This window comes from Streptomyces sp. Edi2, assembly GCF_040253635.1.
GTDB lineage: Bacteria > Actinomycetota > Actinomycetes > Streptomycetales > Streptomycetaceae > Streptomyces.
Window position 1 is genome coordinate 5,395,117 of sequence record NZ_JBEJGX010000003.1, and the last position, 25,824, is coordinate 5,420,940.

Sequence of the window (25,824 nt, forward strand, 5' to 3'; positions counted from 1 at the left end):
GAAGCCGTGGAAGTCGAGCATCAGCCACGCGGGGTTTTGCAGCATGCGCGTGCGGCCAAAGGGCTCCTGTGTGCCGCCATATGGCATCCACCCCGAAGGCGCAAAAGGTAACCCATCGGGGGGCTCGGAATGACTTTCCAGATCACGCCCATGGCGCTTGTCGTGGCCAGTCTGCTCTTTCATCAGGTCAATAGGCACTGGGAATATGGATTCTCCGGAGTGGGGCACCACTTTGCGCCGGTATTCGGGGTGAGGCTGCCTCGCGCCGCGGCGGTGTTCGGTCAGGTGGCGGCCCTTCCGCTGGCTCTGGCGGCCGTTCTGACCGTCCCCTCGCCCGTCGGGCGTGCCCTCGCTGTCGTACTCGCCTTCTCCTGGATGCTCGCGACACACCGGCGGCTTTCCGACCATTCCTGGCTCGGGGCGGTGGTGGCAGCGGTCATGGCGTTCACCCCGGTGCACCTGCACCCCGTTCTTGCGCAAGACGTCCTGGCCGGCGTGTACCTGACCGCGGCACTGCTCAAGGTCAATGACGAATACCTGTTCACCGAGCGGAGCGCGGGCCGCGTCGTCACCGCCCACTACTTCCGTCTGCTCGGCGTGCCGGTCCACCGACGGCTGCTGAAGGCCGTACCAACCGGGGTGATCGTGGCGGAGTTCGCCGCCGGCCTCCTGCTGTGCGTCCCGGGCGGGGAGCGCTGGAGTCTGTGGCTGGCGGTCCTCATGCACCTGGTCTTCGGAGTCTCGGGCAACTTCCCCTTCTCGGTGGTGGCCATGGCGTTGTGGGTGACCGCGTTCTCCCCGGACGGCCGGGTCGGGCTGTCCGGTGGCTCCGGCGCCGTCTGGCTCGCGGCGCTGTTCACCGGCCTGCTCGGGCTGGTGGCCGGGCGCACGGCCACCGGCCGCCGGTCACCCAGCTGGCTGTACAAGGACTTCTACCAGGGGGCGGTCTACGGGGCGCTGTGCGCGGTCGCGGTGTCCTCCCAGGCGCTCGGCACTGCGCCCTCGGGCGGTGGGGACACGCTCGTCCACGCGCTGGTCGCACTGGCCTTCGTCCTGAACTTCCTGCTGGTCATAGCAGGGGTGAAGCTCGAATGGAGCTTCGCGATGTTCACCAGCCTCCGCCCCTTCGGCCGCTCCTGGCTGGAACGCCACCGGCTGAAGAACTGGCCTCGTTACTACGCTCTGACCCTCCCGGCCCGGATACCGAAGCCCCTGCTGCGCGAGATCGATCCGCAGTTCGTCTATCTGGCGACCCGGGAGGAGAACGTCGTCCACGAGGGCGTGGTCTACCACCTCGAGGCAGCGGCCCGGAAGTTCCACGTCTCGTTCGCGCCGAGGGTGATGACGGTCGACCCCCTCGTCCGTGAGCTCGTCCCCGCTCCCACCGAACCGCCCCAGCCCGCACCCCGCCGGCGTTTCCTCGGCTATCCGGCCCTCGCGCCGAAGAGCCTGGACCAGCGCTACCTCGTCTGAGGCGGGGACGCCGCCGGCCGCTCATCGTGGCGCGGGCAGGGTGACGGTGAAGGTGCTGCCCTCGCCCGGGGCGGTGCGGACCGTCACCGTGCCGCCGTGTGCTTCGGTGATCGATTTGACGATGCTCAGGCCGAGGCCCGTGCCGCCGGCGGCCGGATCGCGGGACTCCTCGCCGCGGTAGAAGCGTTCGAAGATGCGCTCCGCGGTCTCGGGGGGCATACCGGGGCCCTGGTCGCGGACCGTCAGCTCCACCGTGTCGCCGGGCAGCGCACGGGCGCCCACCGATATCGGCGTGCCCGGCGGGGTGTAGCGCAGCGCGTTGCTCAGGAGGTTCTGCAGCACCTGCCGGAGCCGGTCCTCGTCGCCGCAGGCGAAGACCTCGCCCTCCACCTCGACGGTGACCGGCTTGCCGGGGTCGCGGACCCGGGCATCGCCGACGGCGTCCTCGGCGAGCGTGCCGAGGCTGACCGGTGCGCCGGCGAGCGGGCGGCCCTGGTCGAGCCGGGCGAGCAGCAGCAGTTCTTCGACCGTGGCGTGCATCCGGGCCGCCTCGCCCTCGATGCGCAGCATCGCCCGCTCGATGAGTTCGGGATCCTGGGCCAGACCGTGCAGATGCAGTTGCGCCCAGCCGCGGATCGTGGTCAGCGGGGTGCGCAGTTCGTGCGAGGCGTTGGCCACGAACTGCCGCAGCTGTTCCTCGGACCGCTGCCGTTCGTCGAACGCCCGGTTGAGGGCGGTGGCGACCTCCCCCACCTCGGAGTGGCGGCGGGCGACCTCGATGCGCTGGTCGATGTCGCCGTCGGCGACGGCCGTCGCGGTGGCGGCCATGTCGCGCAACGGCCGCAAACCCACGCGGAGTACGCCGCGGCTGAGCAGCACGATGCCGCCGAGCGCGGCCAGCGTGGCGGCGGCATCGGCGCCGACCAGCCAGTAGACGACGTCCTCCGCCGGCTGGAGGCTCTTGGCGACCACGACCGTGCTGAACCGCTCGGGCGGCGCGCCGGGCGCGGGCCGGACCGTGGCGGACGGGCCGACGGGGAAGCTCAGGACGCGGTAGCGGGGTACCGGCGCTCCCTTCGCCGACAGGGTCAGGGGCTGGTCGGCGAAGCCGTCCGGCACCGGTGCCGGCAGGTCGGGTCGGGCCCGGAGCTGCCCGTTGAGGTCACGTGACGGGGTCTGGGCGACGACCCGGCCGCGGTCGTCGGCCAGCGCGACGTACACGCCGTCGGGGATGAGGGAGTTGAGGCCGGCCGAGTTGACCGGGGCCGCCCGGTCACTGACCCGGTGCTGCACGGTGGTGCGGGCCTTGGCGAGCGTGGCGTCGGCGACATCGATGAGGTTGAGGCGCAGCCCGATCAGCGACACCGCGTTGACGGCCACCATGCCCCCGGCCGCCAGCAGGACGACCCCGATCATCAGCCGCGCCCGCAAGGAGCCGCGCCGGGCGGCGGCCACCTCAGCCGGCTCCGGGCAGGCGCAGGCTGTAGCCGAAACCGCGCATCGTGTGGATCAGGGCGGGGGACCGGTCGTCCACCTTCGCCCTCAGCCGGGACACCAGCTTCTCGACGACGCCCGCCCCGAAGCGGTGCTGCCAGACGTGGTCCATGATCTGTTCTTTCGACATCACCTGGTCGGCGTTGATCAGCAGATACCGCAGCAGTTTGTACTCGGTCGGGGAGAGCGCGATCAGCCGGTCCCCGCGGCGCACCCGCCTGCTGCGCTCGTCCACGCTCAGGTCGGCGAAACGCAGCAGCGGGCTCTCCTCCGCGGACCGGCCGGCCCGCCGCAGCAAGGCGTGCACCCTGGCCAGCAGCTCGGGGAGGCTGAAGGGCTTGGTGAGGTAGTCGTCCGCGCCCATGGCGAAGCCCGTCACCCGGTCCTCGACGGAATCCCGCGCGGTCAGGAACAGGACCGGCAGCCGCGCCCCGTTCTCCACCAGCCGCCGGCACACGGCGAAGCCGTCCATGTCGGGCAGCATGACGTCCAGCACCAGCAGATCCGGGGGCTGCGCCGCGTACGCGCTCAGGGCCTGCGCACCGCAACCCGCGGTCGCCACCGAGTAGCCCGCGAGGCCCAGGGTGGTCTCCAGCAGCTCCGCCATCCGCGGGTCGTCATCCACGACGAGCAGCCGTTGCCCGGTCCCCCGGGGCAACGGCGCGTCACTCGTCGGCGAGGGGGTGGGCATGGCGGGCACCAATCGGTCACGGAGTCTGCGAGGACAACGAGTCGCCGTGGTGGGCGGTTCCCTGGACGTCCCCCGGCCCGCGGAGGCTGTCAGGAAACGGTCAGGTTGCTGACCGCGACGGGTCAGCGAGGGCGGTTTCTCTTGAGCCACGACACCGGAAAGAGCACCGTCCGTCGAGAAGCCTGGAGACCCCGTGGACCCTGCCGCACATGAGGAAGCCGGCGGTGTGGATGCCGTCCGGGCCGCCGTGCGGGGCCGGTTGCGCGGCACCGTGATCGATATCGCGCCCGTCTTCGGCTTCACCTTGACTTTCGCCCTCACCCACCGGCTCGGCATCGCGCTGACGCTCGCCTTCACGGCCGGAGCCGCCGGCTTCGTGCACCGGCTGGTGCGCAAGGAGCCCGTGGGGCGTGCGCTGGGGATCCTCGGATTCGTCTGTGTCCAGGGCGCGTTGGCCGCACGGACCGGGCAGGCCACCTCCTTCTTCCTCCCGCACTTGCTGCTGCACTGCGCGATGGCCGTGGCGGCGCCGGTGCTGATTCTCCTCGGGTGGCCGCCGTTGGGGGTGATGGTGGGGCTGCTCACGGGCGAGCGGACCGCGTGGCGCCGCTGCGCGGTGCGCCGCCGGGCTTTCACCAAGGGCAGCTTCGTCCTCTTCGCGGGGAACGTCCTGATGCTGACCATCCAGCTCCCGCTGTACCTGTCCGGCCAGGCCGTCGCCCTCGGCTCGGTCGATGTCTTCGGGCCTCTCGTCTTCGCGCTCGGCGCACTGCTGGGCTGGCGCGTCTACCGGCGCGCCCTCGGTGACCACCGCTGCGACGCCCCCCTTCCCTCGAACGTTCCCGCGAACGCCGGCCTGAGCACCGGGCCGGCACGCCCCAACGGCCCCGCATGCCCCGCCGATCCGGCACACCCCACCGATCCGGCATGCCCCGCCGACCCGGCGCACCCCACCGACCCGGCCCGCACGCCCCACTGACCCCGCACACCCCACCGACTCGGCACACCCCACCGACCCGACACCCCATGGAAAGGACCGTCCGATGACCGACACCCAGCCCACCACCCCGCCGCGGCCCGACGCCCGGCCCCAGCCCACCGAGCGGACCTGCCCGTTCAGCCCGCCGGACGGGTACCGGACGCTGCGCGAAGAGGCCCCGATCGCGCCGGCGACCTTCTCGGACGGTACGGAAGGCTGGATGGTCACCCGGCACGAGGACGTCCGGGCGGTGCTCGCCGACCCACGGTTCGGCGCGAACCGCCGGCCTGCGCGGGCCGATGCCTTCGCGCCCACCGGCACACCGGTGCCGCCGCCCCCGCCGGGGATGTTCATCATGATGGACGGCCCGGAGCACACCCGGATCCGCCGGCTGCTCACCGGCCAGTTCACGGTGCGCCGGATGCGGAAGCTGGCGCCCGCGGTGGAGCGGATCGTGGCCGAGCACCTGGACGCCATGGCAGCCGCCGAGCAGCCGGTCGACCTCGTCCAGGACTTCGCCCTGCCCATCCCCTCGCTGGTGATCTGCGAGCTGCTGGGGGTGCCGTACGAGGACCGCGACGACTTCCAGCGCAATTCGAGCGCCATGCTCCGGCTGGACGCGAGCCAGGAGCAGGTCCAGCAGGCGCACCTGGCGATGAACCAGCACATCCACGAACTGGTCCTCGCCAAGCGGGCCCGCCCCACCGACGACATCCTCAGCGGTCTGGTGCAGGACGGCCGGCTCACCGACGAGGAAATGGCCGGTGTCGGGGCGCTGTTGCTGCTAGCCGGGCACGAGACGACGGCGAACATGATCGCGCTGGGCACCATGTGCCTGCTGCACCACCCCGACCAGCTGGCGACGCTGCGCGCGGACGCCTCGCTCTGGGACAACGCCGTCGAGGAGCTGCTCCGCTACCTGACGATCATCCAGTTCGGTCTGCGCCGCGTGGTGCGGGAGGACCTGGAGCTGAACGGCCACCGCATCGAGGCCGGCACCACGGTGCTCGCCTCCCTCACGTCGGGCAACCGTGACGCCGTCAAGTTCACCGGCGACCCCGACCAGTTGGACGTGCGCCGGCCCCACAGCCCGCACCTGGCTTTCGGACACGGTGCCCACCAGTGCATCGGCCAGCAACTGGCCCGCGTGGAGATGAAGGCCGCGCTGTCCGCCCTCTTCGACCGGTTCCCCTCGCTGCGGCTGGCCGTACCGGCGGAGGAGGTGCCGATGCGCAGCGACATGCTCATCTACGGCGTCCACGCACTGCCCGTGACCTGGTAGCCGGCGCCACGGCCGGCACCGGGACCACAACCACCCGAGAAAGGAATCTTGATGAAGGTCGTCATCGACGAGGACAAGTGCGTCGGCGCAGGACAGTGTGTGCTGGCCGCCGAAGAGGTCTTCGACCAGCGCGAGGACGACGGCATCGTCGTCCTCCTGGACGCCCTCCCGCCCGAGGGGCAGCACTCCTCGGTGGAGGACGCCGCCGCCCGTTGCCCGGCGCTGGCCATCGAGGTGCTGAAGTAGTGCCCGAGAAGGAACGGATCGTCGTGGTGGGCGCCTCGGCCGCGGGGCTCACCACGGCCGAGGCCCTGCGCCGCGAGGGTTTCGCCGGGACGCTGACCATGGTCGGGGAGGAACCCCGGATGCCCTACGACCGGCCCCCGCTGTCCAAGCAGGTCCTGGCCGGTGCGCGGGAACCGGAGACGACCGTGCTGCGCCAGGACGCGGACCTCGGGCGCCTGAAGGCCGAGCTGCGCCTGGGCTGCCGGGCGACCGGTGTGGACACGACGGCCCGCACCGTCACCCTTGAGGACGGGGACCGGCTGCGCTACGACGGCCTGGTCATCGCGACCGGGCTGCGGCCCCGCGAACTGCCCTTCGGCCACGACCTGGCCGGGGTGCACGTCCTGCGCACGCTCGACGACGCCCTGACGCTGCGTGCGCAGTTGCTGGGCGGCCCGCGGGTCGTGGTGATCGGCGCCGGGTTCCTCGGCAGCGAGATCGCCGCTACCGCACGGGGGCTGGGACTGGACGTCACCTTCGTCGATATCGCGCCCACCCCGCTGGCCGCGCAAGTCGGCCCCTGGGTGGGGAACTTGGTGGCCGGTCTGCACCGGGACCACGGGGTCCGGCTGCGGATGGGCCGCGGCGTCGCCGGCCTGACCGGCGGGAACGGCCGGGTCACCGAGGTGGTGCTCGACGACGGGGACCGGCTCCCCGCCGAGGTGGTCGTGGTCGCGATCGGCTCGGTGCCGGCCACCGACTGGCTGGCGGATTCCGCGATCTCCCTGGGGGACGGGGTGCTCTGCGACAGCCACTGCCGCGCCGCCCCCGGGGTCTATGCGGCAGGAGACGTCGCCAACTGGCCGGACCCGGTCACCGGCGGCCGCGTCCGCCTCGAACAACGCACCAACGCCACCACCCAGGCCCTCGCCGTCGCCAGGAACCTCCTCGTCGGGCCCGGGGACGCGGTGCCCTACGCGCCGGTGCCGTTCGGCTGGACCGACCAGTACGACGCCAAGATCCAGTTCCACGGCCGGTGTCCCGTGGATGCCCGGGTCACCTGCGTCGAGGGCGATCCGCAGACGGGCAGGTTCGTCGCGCTCTACCAGGAGGGCGGCCGCATAGTGGGCGTACTCGGCTGGAACAGCGCCCGCGCCCTGCACGCGTACCGCGGCCGTATCGGCGAGCGGGTGCCGGAGTAATCCGGGGGCAGGCGTCCGTTCGGCGCTGCGCCCGTAGGGGGCAGGGGCGGACGGCCGGGTGAACTGGAGGAGGAAGGGGCGGGCGGGAGAGGGATTTTGACGGGCCGGACGGCGCGTACCGGCGTAAGTTCACCGGCATGGTGACTTCGATGACGCACGAGGACTACGAGCGGCGGATGGACCGGGCGGGCCGGGCCGCCGCCGATGCCGGGCTGGCCGGGCTGATCGTGACGCCGGGTCCGGATCTGGTGTGGCTGTGCGGCTACCGCCCGCCCGCCGCCACCGAGCGGCTGACCGCCCTGGTGATCGAGCCGGGGCGGCGCCCGCGGCTGCTGGTGCCCGTATTGGAGCACCCGGATGCCGAGCACTCGCCCGGGGCCCCGGCGATGGAGGTGTCGGGGTGGACCGACGGCTCGGAACCGTATGCGGAGATCGCCAAGTGGGTGGACCCGCAAGGGCGTTACGGGGTGTCCGACGCGACGTGGGCCTTGCATCTGCTGGGGCTGCAGCGGCGTCTGCCGGGGACCGCCTACACCGCGCTCACGGAGGCGCTGCCGATGCTGCGCGCGGTCAAGGACGCCCATGAGGTGGCGCGGCTGGCCGCGGCCGGCGCCGCCGCGGACGCGACGTACGAGGAGATCCTGGGGGTGCGCTTCGGCGGCCGGCAGGAGCGGGAGGTGGCGGCGGACCTGGCGCGGCTGCTGACCGAGCACGGGCACAGCCAGGTGGACTTCACGGTCGTCGGGTCGGGCCCCAACGGCGCCAATCCGCACCACGAGGCCGGGGAACGGGTCATCGAGGACGGCGACATGGTCGTGCTCGACTTCGGCGGCCTCAAGGACGGGTACGGCTCGGACACCTCGCGGACCGTGCACGTCGGGGAGCCGGGCGCCGAGGAGCGCAAGGTGCACGACATCGTGCGGGAGGCGCAGCAGGCGGCGTTCGAGGCGGTGCGGCCGGGCGTCGCCTGCCAGGACATCGACCGGGTGGCCAGGAAGATCATCAAGGCTGCCGGGTACGGCGAGTACTTCATCCACCGCACCGGCCACGGCATCGGGGTCACCACGCACGAGCCGCCGTATCTGGTGGAGGGCGAGCACCTGCCGCTGGTACCGGGGATGTGCTTCTCGATCGAGCCGGGGATCTATCTGCCGGGGCGGTTCGGGGTCCGTATCGAGGACATCGTGACGTGCACGGAGTCGGGCGGGCGGCGGCTGAACGGGACGGCACGGGAGATGGCGGTGGTGCGGTAGGGGCCGGCCGCTCCGGCCGCTCCGGTCGCTGCCGCCGCAGCGGCCGGGGCTTCGGCAGGGGGCCGCGGAGGCACGGGGCCTGCCACTGCGGCACGGGGCCTGCCATCGCGGTCTGCTGGCTATTTCTGCAGGTCAGGGTGCGTTGTCAGTGGTGTGGTTCACGATGGGGTGTGCAGGCGTGGACCGGAACCCGGGCATGGACCGGAGCGGCGGGCATGGATCGCGATGGCGGGCGTGGGCCGGAACCCAGGCCTCGACCGAAGCAGCGGGCGCGGGGCCGGAGCGGCGGACGGGCTCGGACGGCAGGAAGGCGGTGGCCCGGTGGCAGGGCGCGGTAAGGAGACACTGCGGGCGGTGCGGCGGCCGGAGGTGCGGCTGCCGGAGCTGGCGGCGTACGACGGCGGGGAGCTGGAGGCCGAGGGGGATTACGACGGGCTGGAGTTCGCGGACGCCGACTGGGCCGGGCAGTCGGCACGCGGCGCGCGCTTCCTGGACTGCGCACTGCGGCGCTGCGCGCTCGACGAGACCGTGCTCAGCCGGGCGCGGATCCTCGACAGCGTGCTGAGCGGCGTACGCGGCGTCGGCACGGATCTTTCCCAGGCGTCCCTGCGCGATGTGGAGGTGTCGGACGCCCGGCTCGGCGGGACGCAGCTGCACGGGGCGGTGCTGCAGCGCGTCGTGGTGCGCGGCGGGAAGATCGATTTCCCGAATCTGCGGAGGGCGAAGCTGCGGGATGTCGCCTTCGAGGGCTGTGTGCTGGTCGAGGCGGACTTCGCGGGGGCGGAGCTGGAGCGGGTGACGTTCGACGACTGCACGCTGGCGCGGGCGGACTTCTCCGAGGCGCGTATGAAGGACGTCGATCTGCGGGGTGCGGCCGCACTGGATATCGCCCGGGGGATCGGCCGGCTGTCGGGAGCGGTGATCAGCGCGTCCCAACTGCTCGATCTGGCCCCGGCGTTCGCGGCCCAGATAGGGGTGCGGGTGGAGTGAGCCGCCCGGCCGGCCGGGCGCCTCAGACGCGGGGGAAGCGGGCCTGGAGGTCCCAGATGGCCGGGTTGTCGCCGAGGCCGTCGTGCATATCGGTGAGGTCGGCGATCAGGTCGTGCAGGAAGTCGCGGGCCTCGCGGCGCAGCGCGGAGTGGTTGAAGGTGAGCGGGGCCTCGTCGGCCGGCATCCAGTCGGCGTCCACGTCCACCCATCCGAAGCGGCGCTCGAAGAAGATCCGGTCCGCGGACTCGGTGAAGTCCAGCTCGGCGTGGACGGGGCGGGCGGAGCGGTTGCCCCGGGGGTCGGTGTCGAGCTGTTCGACGATGTCGCACAGCGCCCAGGCGAAGTCGAGGACCGGTACCCAGCCCCAGGCCGTGGACAGCTCGCGGTCCGTCTTCGTGTCGGCGAGGTAGACATCGCCGCAGAAGAGGTCGTGGCGCAGCGTGCGCACGTCCGCGGTCCGGTAGTCCGTCTGCGGCGGGTCCGGAAAGCGGCGGGAGAGGGAGTAGCCGACGTCGATCACGTCTTGATGGTGTCACGCCGGTGCGGCGCGGAGACGCCCGCACCGGTTACACGGAGAGACGCCCCGGCCCGCCCGTGCGGTGCCCGCCTCCGCCCCTGCCGCGCCCGTCGCCGCCCGCCCCGGCCCGCCCTTGCTCGTCGCGCAACCCGCGTCACTCACCACCCCCGTCGCCCCCCACTCCCGCTACAGCGCCGTCATCGCCCGCGGACCCTCCTCGGTCACCGCCACCGTGTGCTCGAAGTGGGCGGCGCGGGAGGCGTCGGTGGTGCGCAGGGTCCAGACGTCGCTGTCCTCGCCGTAGGTGTCCTTGCCGCCGGCCAGGAACATCGTCTCGATGGCGAGGACCAGGCCGTGGCGCAGGACGAAGCCGCGGTGCGGGCGGCCGTCGTTGGGGACCGGCGGGTCCTCGTGCATCTGGCGGCCGATGCCGTGGCCGCCGAAGTCGCGGGGGATGCCGTAGCCGGCCGCGCGTCCGATGCTGCCGATCGCATGGGAGATGTCGCCGATCCGGGCGCCGACCACGGCCGCCGCGATGCCCGCCTCCAGCGCCTGCCGGGTGGTGTCCATCAGCCGCTGGCCATCCGTCTTGATCTCCACCATGGGGCTACCTCCCGCTCGCCGCCTCCCGCACCGCACCGCACCGCACCGCGCGGCGGCGGCAGCGGCAAAGGCGGTATTTATTTACCGGTATTTGTTTACCGGTATTAGTATCACGGGCATGGTGCGCACTCCACTGACCCCTTGGGAACGCGAACGCGGTGAACGGCTCGGCGCGCTGCTGCGCAGGGCGCGCGGCGAGCGGAGCATGGTCGATGTCGCGGCGGCGGCGGGGCTGTCCGCCGAGACGCTGCGGAAGATCGAGACCGGCCGGGCGCCGACCCCGGCGTTCTTCACGGTCGCCGCGCTGGCCGGCACGCTCGGCCTGTCACTGGACGAGGTGGCGGCGCTGGTCACGCCTCAAGTGGAGGCTGAGGCCGCGGTCGCCTGAGCGGGGCCGCGGGCGTGGCGGTTGCGGCTCCCCGGCCCCCCAGAACACGCCGAGGGCCGGCCCCCCCATGGGGAACCGGCCCTCCGTTTGCGCTGACCCGGCCGCTCCGGGCGCCGACGTGGCTCAGACGTTGACTCAAGCGTCGAACGTTGACTCAGGCGTCGGCCGTTGACTCAGACGTCGAGCGTTGGCTCGGACGTCAGGTCAGACGTTGACGCCGAAGTCCTGCGCGATGCCGACGAGGCCCGAGGCGTAGCCCTGGCCTACGGCGCGGAACTTCCACTCCGCGCCGTTACGGTACAGCTCGCCGAAGACCATGGCGGTCTCGGTGGCCGCGTCCTCGCTGAGGTCGTAGCGGGCGATCTCGGTGCCACCGGCCTGGTTGACGATGCGGATGAACGCGTTGCGCACCTGGCCGAAGTTCTGGCTGCGGTTCTCGGCGTCGTAGATCGAGACCGGGAAGACGATCTTGTCGATGTCGGCCGGCAGCGCCGCCAGGTTGACGTTGATCTGCTCGTCGTCGCCCTCGCCCTGGCCGGTGACGTTGTCGCCGGTGTGCACGATCGACTGGTCGGGCGTCGCCTTGTTGTTGAAGAAGACGAAGTGCTGGTCGGAGTAGACCTTGCCGCTCGGGTTGACCGCGATCGCGCTGGCGTCGAGGTCGAAGTCCGTGCCGGTGGTGGTCCGGACGTCCCAGCCGAGGCCCACCGTGACGGCGGTCAGGCCCGGTGCCTCCTTGGTGAGGGAGACGTTGCCGCCCTTGGACAGGCTTACAGCCATGGGATGTCCCTTTCCTTGTCGACTCGTCGAAGCGTCGGGCTCCGTACTGCGGACGAAGCTACCGTCACCCACCACAACGCCATCAGGGGACCGGGAGGTTCCAGCACTCTTTACTTTCTTTGCCGAATCCTGATGGCGAATGTGCCGCGATGGACCAGGAAAAGCGGGTGACGGGTCCCGTGGCGCGCGAGATCATAGGACGCATGTCCGGGCCTCATGTCATCCGCGGTGCGGTCGTCCTTCCCGAGGCCGAGCTCGTCTGGCGGTTCTCGCGTTCCTCGGGTCCGGGCGGCCAGCACGTCAACACCAGCGACAGCCAGGTCGAGCTGCGCTTCGACCTCGGCAAGACGCAGGCGCTGCCGCCGGTGTGGAAGGAGCGCGCCCTGGAGCGGCTGGCAGGCCGGCTGACCGACGGCGTGCTGTCCGTACGGGCCTCGGAGCACCGTTCCCAGTGGCGCAACCGCGAGACCGCCGCCGTCCGGCTGGCCGCGCTGCTGGCCGAGGCCACCGCGCCCCCGCCCAAGCCGCGCCGCAAGTCGCGGATCCCACGGGGCATCAACGAGCGGCGGCTGCGGGAGAAGAAACAGCGCGGCGACACCAAGCGCGGCCGCTCGGGCCGCGACTGGGGCTGACCGGCTACCGACCGGTGCTGACCGGCCCGCAGGCGCCCCCCGGGCGTCACGCGGCCGCCCCGCCCTCACGCGGCCGTCCCGCCCTCACCCCAACTGCCGGTACTTCCCCCGGAAGTACGTCAGCGGCCCGTCGTCATCGGCGGGAAGCGACGTGGCCAGGACCCGCGCGATGACCAGCGTGTGATCGCCGGCCACGACGCGCTGCTCGGTACGGCACTCCATGGTGGCGAGCGCCCCGCCGATGAGCGGGGCACCGGACACCTCGCCCCGTACGAACGGAAGGTCCTCGAAGAGCAGCCGGTCGCTGATCCGCCCCTTCATCGCGAACCGCCCGGCAACCTGCCGCTGATGTCCCGAGAGCACCGACACGGCCCAGAGCGGCTGCAGCTCCAGCAGGTCGTCCATCCGTGAATCGTTGCGAACGCTCACCATGACGAGCGGCGGGTCGAGGGAGACCGACAGGAATGCCGTGGCGGTCATACCGACGTCCTCGCCGTGCGGCCCGTAGTCCGGGTCACGGGCGGTGATCAGCACCACGCCTGCGGCGAGGCGGGACAGGGCGGCACGGAATTCGTCGTCACTCACTCCCACAGAATGCGGGATGGGCGCATCATCCGGCGCGGAAGTGAGGGCGACGACGGGCACGGAAGGGGCGGTGGGCCCGGAGGCCGCCGTATCGGCAGGGCTTTTCGTGAACACGCCATAAACGCTAACTTCGTCGGCCCCCGCCGCGCATCGGGCCCGGGGACCAGCCGCGTCCTAGGTCTGACGACGGAAGTCCGGAACACTCGGAAATTTGCGTTCAGCAAGTGTAGAAAGAGTGAAGGCGCGCTCCCGTGGCGGGTTTATGGAAGATCGCCAAACATCCTTCCGACTTTGTGACTTGAGTCACAGGAGGCGCTAATTGTTGACCCTGTGTACCGAGTGAACAGCTCACTGTGATTCAGTGAGCGTGGAATCGGACGACAAAGAATCGTGGAGTTTGCTGTCGAGGTCTCAGGGAGAGCGAGCGATGGAGACCGAGTCGGAGCCATACGTCCGTCTTGCGACCCTGCGGCAGCTGCACCAAGTGGTCGCCGAGCTGAATACCGCACGTAGCCTCGCGGACACCCTGCAGACGGTCGCCGACGGCGCGATCAACGGGCTCGGCTACGAGCTGGCCGCGGTCAACCTCGTCCGCCCCGACGGCGATCTCGTGGTCGCCGCGGTCGCCGGCAGCGCGGGCGCCGAGGCGCTGATGGCCGGGCGGGCCGGCTCCCGCACCTCCTGGGAGCGCCGGCTGTCCATGGGCGAGCGCTGGGGCGACCTGGTCTTCATCCCGCACACCGAGGGCTGGGTGCTCGATGACGACGACGTACCGCAGTGGCACACGGCCGGGCCCGCGCCCCGCTTCCCCGACGAGTGGCACCCCATGGACCGCCTGCTCGCGCCCATGTACACCACGTCCAACGGCGGCGGCGAACTGCTGGGAGTGATCTCCGTCGACCGGCCGCGCAACGGCCGGCGGCCCGGCCCCTGGGGCCAGGAAGCCCTGCAGATGTACGCCTTCCAGTCCGCCATCGCGATCAGCAACGCCCGGCTGCGGGCGAACATGCAGCGCGCCCTGGTCCGGCTGGAGCGCGATCAGCAGGCGCTGCGCGCCAGCGAGGAGAGCTTCCGGCAGGCCTTCGAGTACGCGCCGAGCGGGATGGCCGTGGCCGAAATGGGCGGGGACCAGCACGGGCGGCTGCTGCGCACCAACGACGCGCTGTGCCGGCTGCTGGGCCGCCCGGCCTCCGGGATGCGCCGCTACTCCTTCTCCGACCTGGTCCACCCCGAGGACATCGGCACGCTGCTGCGCACCTCCGCCGAGGGCGGCCGCGCCGAGCTGCGGCTGGCCCGCCGGGACGGCACCTACGTGTGGGTCTCGTTGCGCAACTCCGTCGTCGCCGACACCGCCGACGGACCGCGCTTCCTGCTCACCCACGTCGAGGACATCGAGGAGCGCAAGCGGCACGAGCTGCAGCTCGCGCACCGCGCCAGCCACGATTCGCTGACCGGACTGCCCAACAGCGCGGAGCTGCGGGCCCGGCTCGGTGCCCGGCTGTGCTCCCGCGCGCCCGGCTCGATGGCGGACGCCTACGCCTCCTCGCGCGTCCTGCACACCGATCCCCACGAGGCCCCCGGCTTCCGGCTGGACGGCAAGGAGCCCTTCGACGGACTCGACGGCTTCGAGGGCGGGCCCCCGGCCCCGTTCGACCACCACGTCCACCTCGTCGCCCCCGCGGACGGGCCGGCCGACGACGGCTCCAAGGGGCTCGCGGTCCTCTTCTGTGACCTCGACGGCTTCAAGTCGATCAACGACCGCTTCGGACACAACACCGGCGATGCGGTGCTGATCGAGGTCGCCCGCCGGCTGACCAGCGGCGTCCGGGACGGCGACACGGTCGCCCGGCTCGGCGGCGACGAGTTCGTGGTGCTCGCCGACGGTCTCGGCACCGCAGACGCCCAGGATCTCGCGGTCCGGCTGCGGAACGCGATCATCCCGCCGATCCGGGTGGAGGGCCGGGCGGTCCGGGTGGGCGCCAGCTTCGGCATCGGCTGGGCGAACTGCGGGATGACGGCCGAGGAGGTCCTGGAGTCGGCCGATCAGCGGATGTACGTCGAGAAGCGCTCCCGCTCGAAGGCGAACCGGCGGGCGGCAGGATGAGCCGCGGGGGAGCGGCCGGCGCCGGCGGGCGGCCGGGGCGCTCCCGTCGCTCCCTCGCCTGGAGCGCCCGCGTCGCCTCCGTGGCCCGGAGCGCCCGCGTCGCCCGCCTTCCCCGTGCCGGATGCCGCGTATCTCACACCCGGCACCCCGCAGCCCCCACACCAGCAGTTCACCGATCCGTAGCGATCTCGTGGCCCTTCGGGCTCGGTGTGCGCAGGCCCTGAGGGGGTAGGCTGCGCCGATGCGGCGCGGTGCCGCCGGGGGCCCGCCAGACAGTTCGCGCAGCAGACGACAGCGCACGCGGGAAGACGCGTCCAGACGCGCACAGATCGCTTGGGAGTGACACGGAATGACGGCCGGCAACAACGGCGCGGACACGCCGGAGAACGACGACCCGTTCGCCTATCTCTACCGCTCGGAAGGCGGCGAGGGCGGCGCACCGGGCCCGTCGGGCGACGGTGCGGCGGCGCGGCAGCCGGGTGTCCCGCGTACCTCCTACAACCAGGTGCGGGCGGTCGGCCAGCGCCAGTACGGACAGCAGGCCCCGCAGCAGGTGACCTACGGGCAGCAGAACGCCCACTACGCCGCGCCGGAGACGCTGCCCGGCGGGGACCGCGCGCGTCCGGCCCCGGGCAACGGTGGCGGCGGCCAGGAGCCGCGCCGCGGCCGCAACGGCCTGCTGATAGGCGCCGTCGCCGTGGTCGCGGTGGTCTGCATAGGCATCGGCGTCGCGATGCTCACCAACGGCAGGGGCTCCCAGGACGACACCGCGGGCAAGTCGGAGCCGTCGGCCGGTGGCACGGTGCACTCCGGTGACAAGCCCAAGAAGCCCGCCCCCGGCAAGCTGCCGGCCCAGGACGCGGGCAGCCTGCGGCTCGAGGGCGGCGCGAGCACGGCCAAGGATGTGCCCGGCGCCCGCTCGGACGGCGGGACGTATGTGGCGGGCATGAACACCCCTGGTGCGTCGGCCACTTGGAGTGTCGATGTGCCCCGCTCCGGCGACTACACGCTCTTCGTCGGCTACGGCGTCCCGGGCAAGGACGCCGACTCCTCGCTGACCATCAACGGGCAGCCGCGCTCGACGAAGCTGAACATGGAGAACTTCGCCCGGGCGAAGGAGGGCGAGTGGGACAAGGGCTGGACCCGTACCTTCGCCTGGATCCACCTGAACAAGGGCACGAACACCATCAAGATCTCGTGCGAGCAGGGCAACAACTGCGACTTCAACCTGGACAAGGTCAGCCTCAAGGCGGGCCAGGTCAAGCGCTGACGGCGGGGCCGGCGAAGGCCCGGTAGACACCGGCGGTGTGCCGCGGGGAGCACGATCCCCGAGGCACACCGTTTGTCGTGGGGCGCGCGAGCCGTCCCGCGCGGGCCGTCCTGCGTGCGACGTCCGGCCGCGGCGGGCCGGCGCGCTGCTGCTCAGCGGGCAGGGCCGGACGCGGAGTGAGCGCTCGTCACCACCACCCGCCCCAGCAGCTCTTCATACGTCGCCGCGTCGAACTCGCCCGCTGCCGGGGCCCGTACGGTCGCGGCGGACAGGGCCACCGCACGGGCCAGCCGGTCCGGCCAGGGCAGCTCCTCCACCAGCCCCGACAGCAGACCGGCCACCGCCGAGTCGCCGGCGCCCGTCGGGTTGCCGGCGATCCGCTGTGGCGGCGCGGCCTGCCAGGCGCCGTCGGCGGTCACCGCGAGCATGCCGTCCGGGCCCAGTGAGGCGGCGACCGCATGGGCACCGCGGCGGCGGGCGTCGCGGGCGGCGCGCAGCGGTTCGGTGCTGCCGGTGAGGGCGGCGAGTTCATCGGCGTTGGGCTTGGCGAGGTCAGGGCGGGCGGCCAGGCCCCGGCGCAGCGGCTCGCCGCTGGTGTCCAGCAGGACCGGGACGCCGGCGCTGCGCGCGGCCCGGGTGAGCCGGGCGTAGACGTCGACCGGCACGCCCGGCGGCAGGCTGCCGCACAGCGCCACCGCCCGTGCCTCGCCCAGCAGTTCGCGGTAGGTGCCGAGGAAGGTGTCCCATTCGGCGGGGGAGACGGTCGGGCCCGGCTCGTTGAGCTGGGTGGTGTCCCCGCTGCTCGCGTCGGCGACGGCGACGGTGCGGCGGGTGGCGCCGCCGACCGGGACCAGTGCGTCGGTGACGTCCGTCTCGGCGAGCAGCGCGCGCAGCGCCTCGCCGGTGCCGCCGCCCGCGAAGCCGGTGGCGACCGTGCGGTGGCCGAGGGCGGCCAGCACCCGGGCGACGTTCAGGCCCTTGCCGCCGGGGCGTTCGGACACCTCGGTGATCCGGTTCGTGGCGTGGGGGCGGAGCCGGGGAACGCGGTAGGTGATGTCCAGGGCGGCGTTCAGCGTGACCGTGAGGATCATGGTCGCCCCTCCGGGCAGTCATGGCCGGGCGGCCGGGCGTCGGGCCACCGCGCACGGCGGCGGCATACGGACAAGTGCGCGAGCGATCATGCCATCGCTGGTGCTCATTGGCCCAGACCCGGACCCGCTCCCGGGTGCACCGGAGCCGTCCCCGGACGCCTCGGGCCCGCCTCCGGGCCGCACCGCCGCCCCGGTCCTGTCCCGGTCCTGCCCTTGCCCGCCGCCCTGCCGCTGCCCCCGCCCGTTCACCTGCCCGCCGCCCTTCGCCCCGCCGAGCGTCAGGCGCCCTTCGGTCGCACCACCCACTCGCCCCGCCGCATGACCCCCACCAGCTCGTACGCCGCATCCAGCACCACCAGGTCGGCGTCCTTGCCGGTCTGCAGGGAGCCGGTCCGGTCGTCGATGCCCAAGAGGCGGGCCGGGGTGGCCGAAAGTGCCTGTACGGCCTGGTCGATCGTGAGGCCGTCGAGGGTGACCGCGCGCCGGAAGGCCCGGTCCAGGGTGAGGGTGGAGCCGGCGATCGAACCGGCCGTGGGGCCTGAACTGATCCGCGCGACGCCGTCCTTGACCTCGACCTGCATCGGGCCGAGCGGATACATCCCGTCGCTCATCCCGGCCGCACCCATGGCGTCGGTGATGAACGCGACCCGTCCGGCGCCCGCCTCACGGACCGCCAGCTGCAGGATCGCCGGGTGCAGATGGGTGCCGTCGTTGATGAGCTCGACGGTGATCCGCTCGTCCTCCAGGAGGGCCGCGACCGGGCCCGGCGCGCGGTGGCCCAGCGGGGGCATCGCGTTGAAGAGGTGGGTGGCGACGGTGGCGCCGGCCTCGATGGCCCGGTGCGTGGCGTCGTAGTCGGAATCGGTGTGGCCGAGCGCGGCGATCACCCCGGCGTCGGCGAGCAGCCGTACGGACTCCAGGCCGCCGGGCAGTTCGGGCGCGACGGTCATCATCGACGCGGTGCCGTGCGCGGCGTCGATCAGCTTGCGGACGTCGGCCGGGTCCGGGTCGCGCAGCAGCTCCGGCTGGTGAGCGCCGCAGCGGTGCGCGGAGATGAACGGGCCCTCGAAGTGGATACCGGTCAGCTCGCCCTGCTGGACCAGCTCGGCGAGCACCGCGGCCTGCCGGGCGAGGTCGGTCAGTTCGCCGGTGACGGTGGAGGCGACCATCGAGGTGGTGCCGTGCCTGCGGTGGGTCTCGGCCACCGTCATGCACTCCTCGGGGTCGGCGGACGAGAACGAGCCGCCGCCTCCGCCGTGGACGTGCATATCGACGAAGCCGGGGACGATGAGGTGGTCCGTCAGGTCCACCACCCGTCCGGCCGCCGCCTCGTCCGGGTCGAGGTCCCGGCTGTGGACATCGCCGATCCGGCCGCCCTCGACGGTGATCCGGCCGCGCTCGACGACGCCGGAAGGACGGGCGATCCGGGCGCCGGTCAGAACGGTGCGCCCGGGGTCCGAGGGCCGCTGCGCAAACTGTTGCCGTGCCATCAGGCGGTTACCTCCGTGGAGAGAAGATCCCAGGCGAGCAGGCCTGCGCCCAGGCACCCGGCGGCGTCCCCCAGGGCCGCGGGAACGATCGAGGGGAGCCGCTGGAACGTAACGCGGCGGCGGACCGCTTCCCGCAGAGGCGTGAACAGCGTGTCGCCCGCCTCGGCGAGTCCGCCGCCGATGATCAGGGTCTGCGGGTCGAGCAGGGTCAGCCCGGTGACCAGGCCGTCGGCGAGGGCGTCCACGGCGCTGTGCCAGACGGCGCGGGCCCGCTCGTCGCCGGACTCCACAGCCTTGGCCGCGTCCGCCGCGCCGGCCTGCGGATCCTTGCAGACCGCCGCCCAGTCACGGCCGACCGCGGCAGCCGAGGCCACCGTCTCCAGACAGCCGCGCCGGCCGCAGCCGCAGACGCGTCCGCCGGGCCGTACGACGATGTGGCCGATCTCTCCCGCGCCGCCGTGCGCGCCGGCCTCGATCCGGCCGCCGATGCCGATGGCGCCCGCGATCCCCGTGCCCAGCGGGACGAACAGGAACCGCTCCGCGCCCCGTCCGGCGCCGATCCGGCCCTCGGCCAGGCCGCCGGTGCGGACATCGTGGCCGAGGGCGACCGGCACCCCGCCGAGCCGTTCGGACAGCAGCGCCCGCATCGGTACGTCCCGCCAGCCGAGGTTCGCGGCGTAGACGGCGGTGCCGGAGCGCTCGTCGACGATCCCGGGGACGGCGACGCCGGCCGCCTCGGCGGGGACGCCGAAGCGGTCCGTGCCGAGGTCACGCAGCTCGGCGGCGAAGCCGAGGATGGCCTCGACCACCGCGTCGGGGCCCCGCTCGCGGCCCGTGGGGCGCCGTGCCTCGTACAGCAGCGCGGGAGGACCGGGGGAGGTCCCCCCGGAAGGCGCCGTGTCCACCCCTACGAGGGCGGCCTTCATTCCGGTGCCGCCCACATCAAGGGCGATGACGTGTCTCACGGGAACAGTTTTGCGCGTTCCGGCCCGAAAGGTCTAGTCCACTCACCGATCGGGTCACCCGGAGGGGCTGCCCGAAGGGACTGCTTGAGGGAACTGCCCGAGGGGGCGGGCTGAGGGGGCCGCCCGGCAGGGTCGTCCGACGGGTCCGCCCGAGGGGCTGGGAGGGCTGAGGGGAGTGTCCGGAGGCCGGCCCGAAGGCCTGGACCTCCGCGAAACGGGGGGTGGTGTAGACCTTGTCAAGGCCGCGGGGGAGACTCGGTAACGGACGGTGGGCCAGGCCCAGCTGTTCATGCCGTTGGAGGGGGACTCCACAGACGGCGGGGCGGACGCCCGGCAAGCACGGATTTTCAGGACAAAGGGCGGTAAACAGCGGTGCAGCGGCGGTACTTGAGCCTGGCGGCGGTCATCACCACCACCATGACGCTGACTCTTACCGGCTGCGGCAGCGGCTCCGGTAGCGACGACGTCACTCTCAAACTGATCGCGGCGGACTACGGCGACAGCCGGTCCAACAGCTCCCAGGACTACTGGAACGAGCTCGCCCGCGCCTACGAGAAGAAGAACCCCGGCACCAAGGTCGATGTCGACGTCTACAGCTGGACCGATGTCGACAAGAAGGTCGAGGACCTGGTCAAGGCCGGCCACGCCCCCGACCTCGCCCAGATCGGCGCTTACGCCGACTACGCGGCCAAGGGCCAGCTCTACAGCGTCGACAAGCTGCTGAACGTCACCACCCAGGCCGACTTCACCCCCTCCCTCGCGGAGGCCGGCGAATACAAGCGCATCCAGTACGGCATGCCCTTCGGCGCCAGCACCCGGCGGCTCTTCTACAACAAGAAGCTGTTCGCCCAGGCCGGCATCACCGCCCCGCCGAAGACGTGGGACGACATAGCCCACGACGCCCAGTTGCTGAAGGCCCACGGCGTCAAGATGCCCTTCGCGCTGCCGCTCGGCCCGGAGGAGACCCAGGCCGAGACGATGCAGTGGATGCTCAGCGGTGGCGGCGGCTACACCGACAGCATCGGCAAGTACACGATCGACTCGCCCGAGAACGTCAAGACGTTCAAGTGGCTCAAGGACAACCTCGTCGGCAAGGGCCTGACCGGCACCGACCCGGCCAAGCTCAACCGCAAGGACGCCTTCCAGGGCTTCGCCGACGGCAACGTCGGCATGCTCAACGGCCACCCCACCCTGATGAAGCAGGCCGCGGCCAAGGGCATCGACTACGGCACCGTCGAACTGCCCGGCACCAACGGCAAGGCCAAGGCCACCATGGGCGTCGCCGACTGGATGATGGCGTTCAAGCAGGGTGGCCACCGCGCCCAGGCCGGCAAGTTCCTCGACTTCGTCTACAGCGACAAGAACGTCGAGAAGTTCTCCGGCGAGTACGGCCTGCTGCCGGTCACCACCTCCGCCTCCGAGGCGATGCAGGCCGACGACAAGTACGCCAATCTGCACGGCTTCCTCGATCAGCTCCCCAACGCCGAGTTCTACCCGGCGAACAAGACCTCCTGGCCGCTGATCTCCAAGACGGTCAAGGCGAAGATGGGCGCCGCGGTCGACCCCCGGGGCAACCCTGACGGGGTGCTCACCGACATCCAGAACACCGCGGACGCGGCGGACAACACCGGCGAATGACGGTACTGATGCGGGGGCGCGGGCGGGCGGCCGGGCCCGCTCGGTCCGGGGCGGCGGGCCGGGCGTTGTCCGACCGTGCGCTTATCGTGGAAGCGTGATGAGCGGCGGTACGGAGAGCGCGGGCGGCCCGGCCGGTTCGGGCGGCGGCCCCGGAACCGGCGAGAGCTCCTCGGGCCTGTCCGCCCGGGACGAGGCGGTGCTCGCCGTCGAGCGCCGCTCCTGGCCGGGTCCCGGCCCCAAGGAGCGCGCCATCCGCGAACAGCTCGGCATCTCCCCGACCCGCTACTACCAACTCCTCAACGCCCTGCTGGACGACCCCCGGGCGCTCGCCCACGACCCCGTCACGGTCAACCGCCTGCGCCGCGTCCGGGACGCCCGCCGCGCCCGCCGCTGACGCGTGCGCCCGCCGCGCCCCGGTGCTCCCGTGGAGCGCCCTGCGGCGATGGCCGGGAGGTACCCGCGCCGTCCGCCCCGCGCCGGTAGGGTCGGCGCCATGGGCAGCCCCCCGAACGCCGCGCCGCACTCCCAGCCGACACCCGGACCCCTACCGACCCCGCGCACCGCTGCCGGCCGCGAAGGCCTCGCCGCGCTGCTGGCTCACCCGGAACGCGCCGTCATCGCCCTCGACTTCGACGGCACCCTCGCCGATATCGTCCCCGACCCGGAGAAGGCCCGCGCCCATGACGGCGCCGTCGCCGCCCTCGGCCGCCTGGCGCCCCGGCTGCGCGCCGCCGTGGTGATCACCGGCCGCCCGGCCACCGTCGCGGTCCGCCTCGGCGGCTTCGCCGAGGCACCGGGCCTGGACCATCTCACCGTCCTCGGCCACTACGGCGCCGAGCGCTGGGAAGCCGCCACCGGCACCGTCCACGCGCCCGCCCCGCCGCCCGGCATCGCCGCCATACAGGCCGAGCTCCCCGGCGTCCTGGATGCCTCCGGCGTCTGGCACGGCACCTGGGTCGAGACCGCCATCGAGCGCAAGGGCGGCCGCGCCATCGCCGTCCACACCCGCCGCGCCGCCGACCCCCAGGGCGCCTTCGACCAACTGCGCGGCCCGCTCACCGCGCTCGCCGAACGCCACGGCTTGATCGTCGAGCCGGGCCGCCTCGTCCTGGAACTCCGCCCGCCGGGCATGGACAAGGGCGTCGCCCTGGCCGACTGGGTCCGCGAGACCGGCGCCACCACCGTCCTGTACGCCGGTGACGACCTGGGCGACCTGGCGGCCTTCGCCGCCGTCGAAAAGCTGCGCTCCGACGGCCTCCACGGCGTCCTGGTGTGCAGCGGCAGCAACGAGGTCGCCGAGCTGGCCGACCGCGCCGATCTGGTGGTCGACGGCCCGACCGGCGTCGTCGCACTGCTCGCAGCCCTCGCCGACCGGCTTGAAGACACCCCCTAGGGGCGCCCGGCCCGCCGCCGCGGCCTTCCCGGCACTGGGGCGACGGGCCCCTGTGACGTACGTCCTGTTGCCGCTCGGAGGGCCGCCTTACGCTGGTCGGCCACCCGCGCCACGAGCGCGCCGAGTGCTCGCGACCGGATCACGTACAGGTGACAGAACGACGGCGGGCACGTGTGAAGGACGGATTCCCATGCTCACCGATCTCTCGCCCGTCATCGCTGCCTCCACGCGCTGGCTGCTGTTGGCGTTCCCGCCGGCGGCCGGCCCGCTGGACCACGCCCTGGCCGAGGCCCAGGCGAGTCACGCGGCCACCATCGCCGCTGCCCTGCGCTACCCCACCGCGCTCGACGCCGAACTGCTGAACCTGCTCGGCCCCGGCGGCTCCGCCCGGCTGGACTCCGTCACCGGTGCCGATGCCCACCCGCTGGAGGGCGCCGACGCCTGGCGCACCTCGGTGGACGAAACCGTCGTGAGCTGGGCGGCCTGCCTGCTGGCCGACGCCGAGCTCGCCGTCGTGGCAGCGGCCTGCCTGGCCGCCACCGATCACGGTGCGCACACCGTGGGCGAGGCCCGTCGGCTGACGATCCCCAGCCCTCGCGATCACCGCGCGGCGCCGCTGCTGCGCCACCCGGACCTGCTCGGCCCCATCGCCGGCCTCCACCGCGAGACCCTGCACGCCCTCCTCGGCGCCGCCCCGGCCGAAAGCTGATCCGCGCGCCGGCCGAAAGCTGATCCGCGCCCCGGTCACCAGGTGATCCGCCCGCCCGGCGGCACGGCCGTCGCCGGAGACGGCTCAGGGGGCGTCCCGCTTAGGGGTGGCCTCCCTCAGCGCCCGCAGCTGCTCCAGGAACCACTGCGCCGGCGGCAGCGCCGTAGCGGCAGCGGCCAGCCGCGCCGTGCGCTCGCCGCGTTCCCCGGCCTCCATCGACAGCGCCTCGTGCAGCGCCCGCGCGGTGTCGCTGACGTCGTACGGATTGACCGTGAGGGCGTCCTTGCCCAGCTCCTCGTGTGCCCCGGCCTCTCGGGAGAGCACCAGCGCACAGCCCTGGTCGGAGACCACCGGGATCTCCTTCGCGACCAGGTTCATCCCGTCCCGGATCGGGTTGACCAGCGCCACATCCGCCAGCCGGTACGCGGCCAGCGAGCGCGCGAAATCATCCTTCACGTGCAGCACGACCGGCTGCCAACTCTCCGTGCCGTACTCGGCGTTGATCTCCTCGGCGAGCCGTCCGACCTGCGCCGTGTACTCCCGGTAGACGGCCAGGTCCTGGCGCGAGGGGTAGGCGAAGGCGACATGCACGACACGCCCGTGCCACGACGGGTGTTCCGCCAGGAGCTCCCGGTAGGCGAGCAGCCCCCGCACGATGTTCTTGGACAGCTCGGTCCGGTCCACCCGGACGATGGTCTTGCGCGCGGTCCCGTCGGGCCCCGTGCCGACCTGCTCCCGCAGGGCGGCCAGCCGCTCGTGGACGTCCGCCTGCTGCGACCGCTCCCGCAGGAACCCGGCGTCCGCCCCGAGCCCGTGCACACCGATCAGGGTGTTCTCGGTGCCGCCGGTCACCTCGGCGCAGCACGCGCGGAACGCATTCGCCCAGCGGTGGGTGAGGAACCCCAGCCGGTCGGCGCCCAGCATCCCCCGCAGCAACTGCTCGGCGATGTCGTCCGGCAGCATCCGGAAGTACTCCGGCGGAGCCCATGGCGTGTGCGAGAAATGGGCGATCCGTACGTCGGGCCGCAGCGCCCGCAGCATCCCCGGGACCAGGGAAAGGTGGTAGTCCTGCACCAGCACCGCCGCACCCTCGGCGGCCTCGTCGGCGAGCGCCTGGGCGAAGGCGCGGTTGTAGGCCTCGTACGACGCCCACTGCGCCCGGAACTCCGCGTCGAAGACCGGCTCCAGCGGTGTCTGGTAGAGCATGTGGTGGACGAACCACAGCACCGAGTTCGCGATGCCGTTGTAGGCGGCGGCGTGCACCTCGGCCGGAATGTCCAGCATCCGCACCCGCTGCCCGCCGGTGTCACCCGGCTCCAGCGCACCACCCGTCCGCCGTACGGCCTCCCGGTCACCGTCACCGAGCGCCGCACACACCCACACCGCGTCCGCCCGCCCGTCTCCCGACTGCCGCCCCTCATCGACGGGCTGCGCGCCGCGCGCCGACTGCCCGATGGCCGACAGCCCGGACACCAGCCCGCCCCCGCCCCGCTTGGCGGTGAGCGTGTCGTCCTCCGCCAGGCCGTACGAGACCGGCCCGCGATTGGACGCGACAAGAACCTCGGCACCCGCGGGGGCCGCACTGCACTCGGAGACCATGTCGCGAAGGTAACCCGCCACAGATCCACGCAAACGTACGGAAGCAGCCAAGCCGCGCGCCCGGACGACCGCCCCTCACCCGTCGCCCGGCCAAAAGGAGTCGAGGGGCAACGACGGCTCACCCTCCGCGGGTTCCGGATGCCCGTAGCCGAGACGGTCGCCGCGGCTGCGGGAGATGCGCAGTGTGTCGCCGAGCGCGCCCGTCAAGCAGCAGGCCAGAAAGCGTAGTTCGGGCGTGGTGGTCCCGTTGTCGTGGAGGAGGGCGCGGGCGTGCCCCAGAAGGACCTCACCGGATGCGAGCTGGGCGCGCTCAACGGCGTCCGCTTGGCGGGTGACCGGGCCGTCCCCCTCGGAGAGCAGGTAGCACGGTTTCCCCTCCGGACTCGACCAGGGAAGCAGGCGTGGACGCGCAGGAGGCGTCATGGCGACTCCAGTTCTCTAGAGAAGTTGGATCGCTACATGTTGAATCGG

25 protein-coding genes and 1 pseudogene are annotated in these 25,824 nt (G+C 72.5%); 15 read left to right on the plus strand and 11 right to left on the minus strand.

The window, feature by feature from the left end; translation table 11 throughout:
• The first annotated feature begins 129 nt into the window (after positions 1 to 129).
• Positions 130 to 1,473 carry a hypothetical protein gene (locus tag ABR737_RS27165; protein ID WP_350252994.1) on the plus strand — a complete coding sequence of 448 codons (1,344 nt, stop codon included), beginning with the start codon at positions 130 to 132 and terminating at the stop codon, positions 1,471 to 1,473.
• Between the two features lie 21 nt (positions 1,474 to 1,494).
• Here ABR737_RS27165 and ABR737_RS27170 read toward each other — a convergent pair whose 3' ends face one another.
• Together ABR737_RS27170 and ABR737_RS27175 are read right to left on the minus strand one after the other, a co-directional pair.
• Positions 1,495 to 2,928 carry a sensor histidine kinase gene (locus ABR737_RS27170; RefSeq protein ID WP_350252995.1) on the minus strand — a complete coding sequence of 478 codons (1,434 nt, stop codon included), beginning with the start codon at positions 2,926 to 2,928 and terminating at the stop codon, positions 1,495 to 1,497.
• A 1-nt stretch (position 2,929) separates the two neighbouring features.
• Positions 2,930 to 3,658: a response regulator transcription factor gene (locus ABR737_RS27175; protein ID WP_350252996.1), complete on the minus strand. Its 729-nt coding sequence runs from the start codon at positions 3,656 to 3,658 to the stop codon at positions 2,930 to 2,932.
• A gap of 193 nt (positions 3,659 to 3,851) precedes the next feature.
• Between ABR737_RS27175 and ABR737_RS27180 the strand changes: the two genes are divergently transcribed.
• From ABR737_RS27180 to ABR737_RS27205, 6 genes are all read left to right on the plus strand, one after another.
• Complete coding sequence (locus tag ABR737_RS27180) at positions 3,852 to 4,637, plus strand: DUF3159 domain-containing protein (protein WP_350252998.1); 786 nt, start codon at positions 3,852 to 3,854, stop codon at positions 4,635 to 4,637.
• A 64-nt stretch (positions 4,638 to 4,701) separates the two neighbouring features.
• Positions 4,702 to 5,919, plus strand: a complete 1,218-nt coding sequence (locus ABR737_RS27185) for a cytochrome P450 (protein ID WP_350252999.1) — start codon at positions 4,702 to 4,704, stop codon at positions 5,917 to 5,919.
• Between the two features lie 51 nt (positions 5,920 to 5,970).
• On the plus strand, positions 5,971 to 6,165 hold the full coding sequence (locus tag ABR737_RS27190) for a ferredoxin (protein WP_350253000.1): 195 nt from the start codon (positions 5,971 to 5,973) through the stop codon (positions 6,163 to 6,165).
• Entirely contained in the window at positions 6,165 to 7,346 is a 1,182-nt protein-coding gene (locus tag ABR737_RS27195) for an NAD(P)/FAD-dependent oxidoreductase (protein WP_350253002.1), read from the plus strand. Before ABR737_RS27190 ends, ABR737_RS27195 begins: the two co-directional genes overlap by 1 nt.
• 149 nt (positions 7,347 to 7,495) lie before the next feature.
• A complete protein-coding gene (locus ABR737_RS27200; protein WP_350256935.1) occupies positions 7,496 to 8,599 on the plus strand; it encodes a M24 family metallopeptidase in 1,104 nt (367 codons plus the stop codon).
• 345 nt (positions 8,600 to 8,944) lie between these two features.
• Positions 8,945 to 9,589: a pentapeptide repeat-containing protein gene (locus ABR737_RS27205; protein WP_350256936.1), complete on the plus strand. Its 645-nt coding sequence runs from the start codon at positions 8,945 to 8,947 to the stop codon at positions 9,587 to 9,589.
• Between the two features lie 22 nt (positions 9,590 to 9,611).
• Here ABR737_RS27205 and ABR737_RS27210 read toward each other — a convergent pair whose 3' ends face one another.
• Positions 9,612 to 10,109 carry a hypothetical protein gene (locus tag ABR737_RS27210; RefSeq protein ID WP_093645067.1) on the minus strand — a complete coding sequence of 166 codons (498 nt, stop codon included), beginning with the start codon at positions 10,107 to 10,109 and terminating at the stop codon, positions 9,612 to 9,614.
• A 183-nt stretch (positions 10,110 to 10,292) separates the two neighbouring features.
• Positions 10,293 to 10,682, minus strand: a pseudogene (locus ABR737_RS27215) (M24 family metallopeptidase); the annotation flags it as partial.
• A gap of 145 nt (positions 10,683 to 10,827) precedes the next feature.
• Between ABR737_RS27215 and ABR737_RS27220 the strand changes: the two are divergent.
• The gene (locus ABR737_RS27220) at positions 10,828 to 11,097 is read left to right on the plus strand and encodes a helix-turn-helix domain-containing protein (protein ID WP_350253004.1); all 270 of its coding nucleotides are present in this window, start codon (positions 10,828 to 10,830) and stop codon (positions 11,095 to 11,097) included.
• A gap of 204 nt (positions 11,098 to 11,301) precedes the next feature.
• Here ABR737_RS27220 and ABR737_RS27225 read toward each other — a convergent pair whose 3' ends face one another.
• Complete coding sequence (locus ABR737_RS27225) at positions 11,302 to 11,877, minus strand: TerD family protein (RefSeq protein ID WP_350253006.1); 576 nt, start codon at positions 11,875 to 11,877, stop codon at positions 11,302 to 11,304.
• A gap of 203 nt (positions 11,878 to 12,080) precedes the next feature.
• Here ABR737_RS27225 and arfB point away from each other — a divergent pair, with 203 nt between their 5' ends.
• Positions 12,081 to 12,509 (plus strand): alternative ribosome rescue aminoacyl-tRNA hydrolase ArfB, encoded by a 429-nt coding sequence (arfB, locus tag ABR737_RS27230; RefSeq protein WP_350253007.1) that lies wholly within the window; start codon positions 12,081 to 12,083, stop codon positions 12,507 to 12,509.
• Positions 12,510 to 12,593: 84 nt separating this feature from the next.
• On the opposite strand, the gene ABR737_RS27235 is transcribed toward arfB, so the two are convergent.
• Entirely contained in the window at positions 12,594 to 13,154 is a 561-nt protein-coding gene (locus ABR737_RS27235; protein ID WP_350256937.1) for a flavin reductase family protein, read from the minus strand.
• A gap of 367 nt (positions 13,155 to 13,521) precedes the next feature.
• On the opposite strand from ABR737_RS27235, the gene cdgB reads away from it, so the two are divergent.
• Both cdgB and ABR737_RS27245 read left to right on the plus strand, forming a co-directional pair.
• Entirely contained in the window at positions 13,522 to 15,198 is a 1,677-nt protein-coding gene (cdgB, locus tag ABR737_RS27240) for a diguanylate cyclase CdgB (protein ID WP_350253009.1), read from the plus strand.
• Between the two features lie 349 nt (positions 15,199 to 15,547).
• Positions 15,548 to 16,468 (plus strand): carbohydrate-binding protein, encoded by a 921-nt coding sequence (locus ABR737_RS27245; RefSeq protein WP_350253011.1) that lies wholly within the window; start codon positions 15,548 to 15,550, stop codon positions 16,466 to 16,468.
• A gap of 152 nt (positions 16,469 to 16,620) precedes the next feature.
• On the opposite strand, the gene ABR737_RS27250 is transcribed toward ABR737_RS27245, so the two are convergent.
• The 3 genes from ABR737_RS27250 to ABR737_RS27260 form a co-directional block, all read right to left on the minus strand.
• Entirely contained in the window at positions 16,621 to 17,559 is a 939-nt protein-coding gene (locus ABR737_RS27250; RefSeq protein ID WP_350253013.1) for a 1-phosphofructokinase family hexose kinase, read from the minus strand.
• A 278-nt stretch (positions 17,560 to 17,837) separates the two neighbouring features.
• The gene (nagA, locus tag ABR737_RS27255; protein WP_350253014.1) at positions 17,838 to 19,049 is read right to left on the minus strand and encodes an N-acetylglucosamine-6-phosphate deacetylase; all 1,212 of its coding nucleotides are present in this window, start codon (positions 19,047 to 19,049) and stop codon (positions 17,838 to 17,840) included.
• Positions 19,049 to 20,014: an ROK family protein gene (locus tag ABR737_RS27260; RefSeq protein ID WP_350253016.1), complete on the minus strand. Its 966-nt coding sequence runs from the start codon at positions 20,012 to 20,014 to the stop codon at positions 19,049 to 19,051. The genes nagA and ABR737_RS27260 overlap by 1 nt, the downstream gene beginning before the upstream one ends.
• 372 nt (positions 20,015 to 20,386) lie before the next feature.
• On the opposite strand from ABR737_RS27260, the gene ABR737_RS27265 reads away from it, so the two are divergent.
• The 4 genes from ABR737_RS27265 (at position 20,387) to ABR737_RS27280 (ending at position 23,754) form a co-directional block, all read left to right on the plus strand.
• Positions 20,387 to 21,652, plus strand: coding sequence for an ABC transporter substrate-binding protein (locus ABR737_RS27265; RefSeq protein WP_502964380.1), 1,266 nt, complete (start codon positions 20,387 to 20,389; stop codon positions 21,650 to 21,652).
• Between the two features lie 97 nt (positions 21,653 to 21,749).
• A complete protein-coding gene (locus ABR737_RS27270; RefSeq protein WP_350253018.1) occupies positions 21,750 to 22,046 on the plus strand; it encodes a DUF3263 domain-containing protein in 297 nt (98 codons plus the stop codon).
• 99 nt (positions 22,047 to 22,145) lie between these two features.
• Entirely contained in the window at positions 22,146 to 23,045 is a 900-nt protein-coding gene (gene otsB / locus ABR737_RS27275; protein ID WP_350253020.1) for a trehalose-phosphatase, read from the plus strand.
• Positions 23,046 to 23,235: 190 nt separating this feature from the next.
• On the plus strand, positions 23,236 to 23,754 hold the full coding sequence (locus ABR737_RS27280; RefSeq protein WP_350253022.1) for a hypothetical protein: 519 nt from the start codon (positions 23,236 to 23,238) through the stop codon (positions 23,752 to 23,754).
• 84 nt (positions 23,755 to 23,838) lie between these two features.
• On the opposite strand, the gene ABR737_RS27285 is transcribed toward ABR737_RS27280, so the two are convergent.
• On the minus strand, positions 23,839 to 25,353 hold the full coding sequence (locus ABR737_RS27285) for an alpha,alpha-trehalose-phosphate synthase (UDP-forming) (RefSeq protein WP_350253024.1): 1,515 nt from the start codon (positions 25,351 to 25,353) through the stop codon (positions 23,839 to 23,841).
• A 75-nt stretch (positions 25,354 to 25,428) separates the two neighbouring features.
• Positions 25,429 to 25,776 (minus strand): hypothetical protein, encoded by a 348-nt coding sequence (locus tag ABR737_RS27290; RefSeq protein WP_350253025.1) that lies wholly within the window; start codon positions 25,774 to 25,776, stop codon positions 25,429 to 25,431.
• Positions 25,777 to 25,824: the final 48 nt, after the last annotated feature.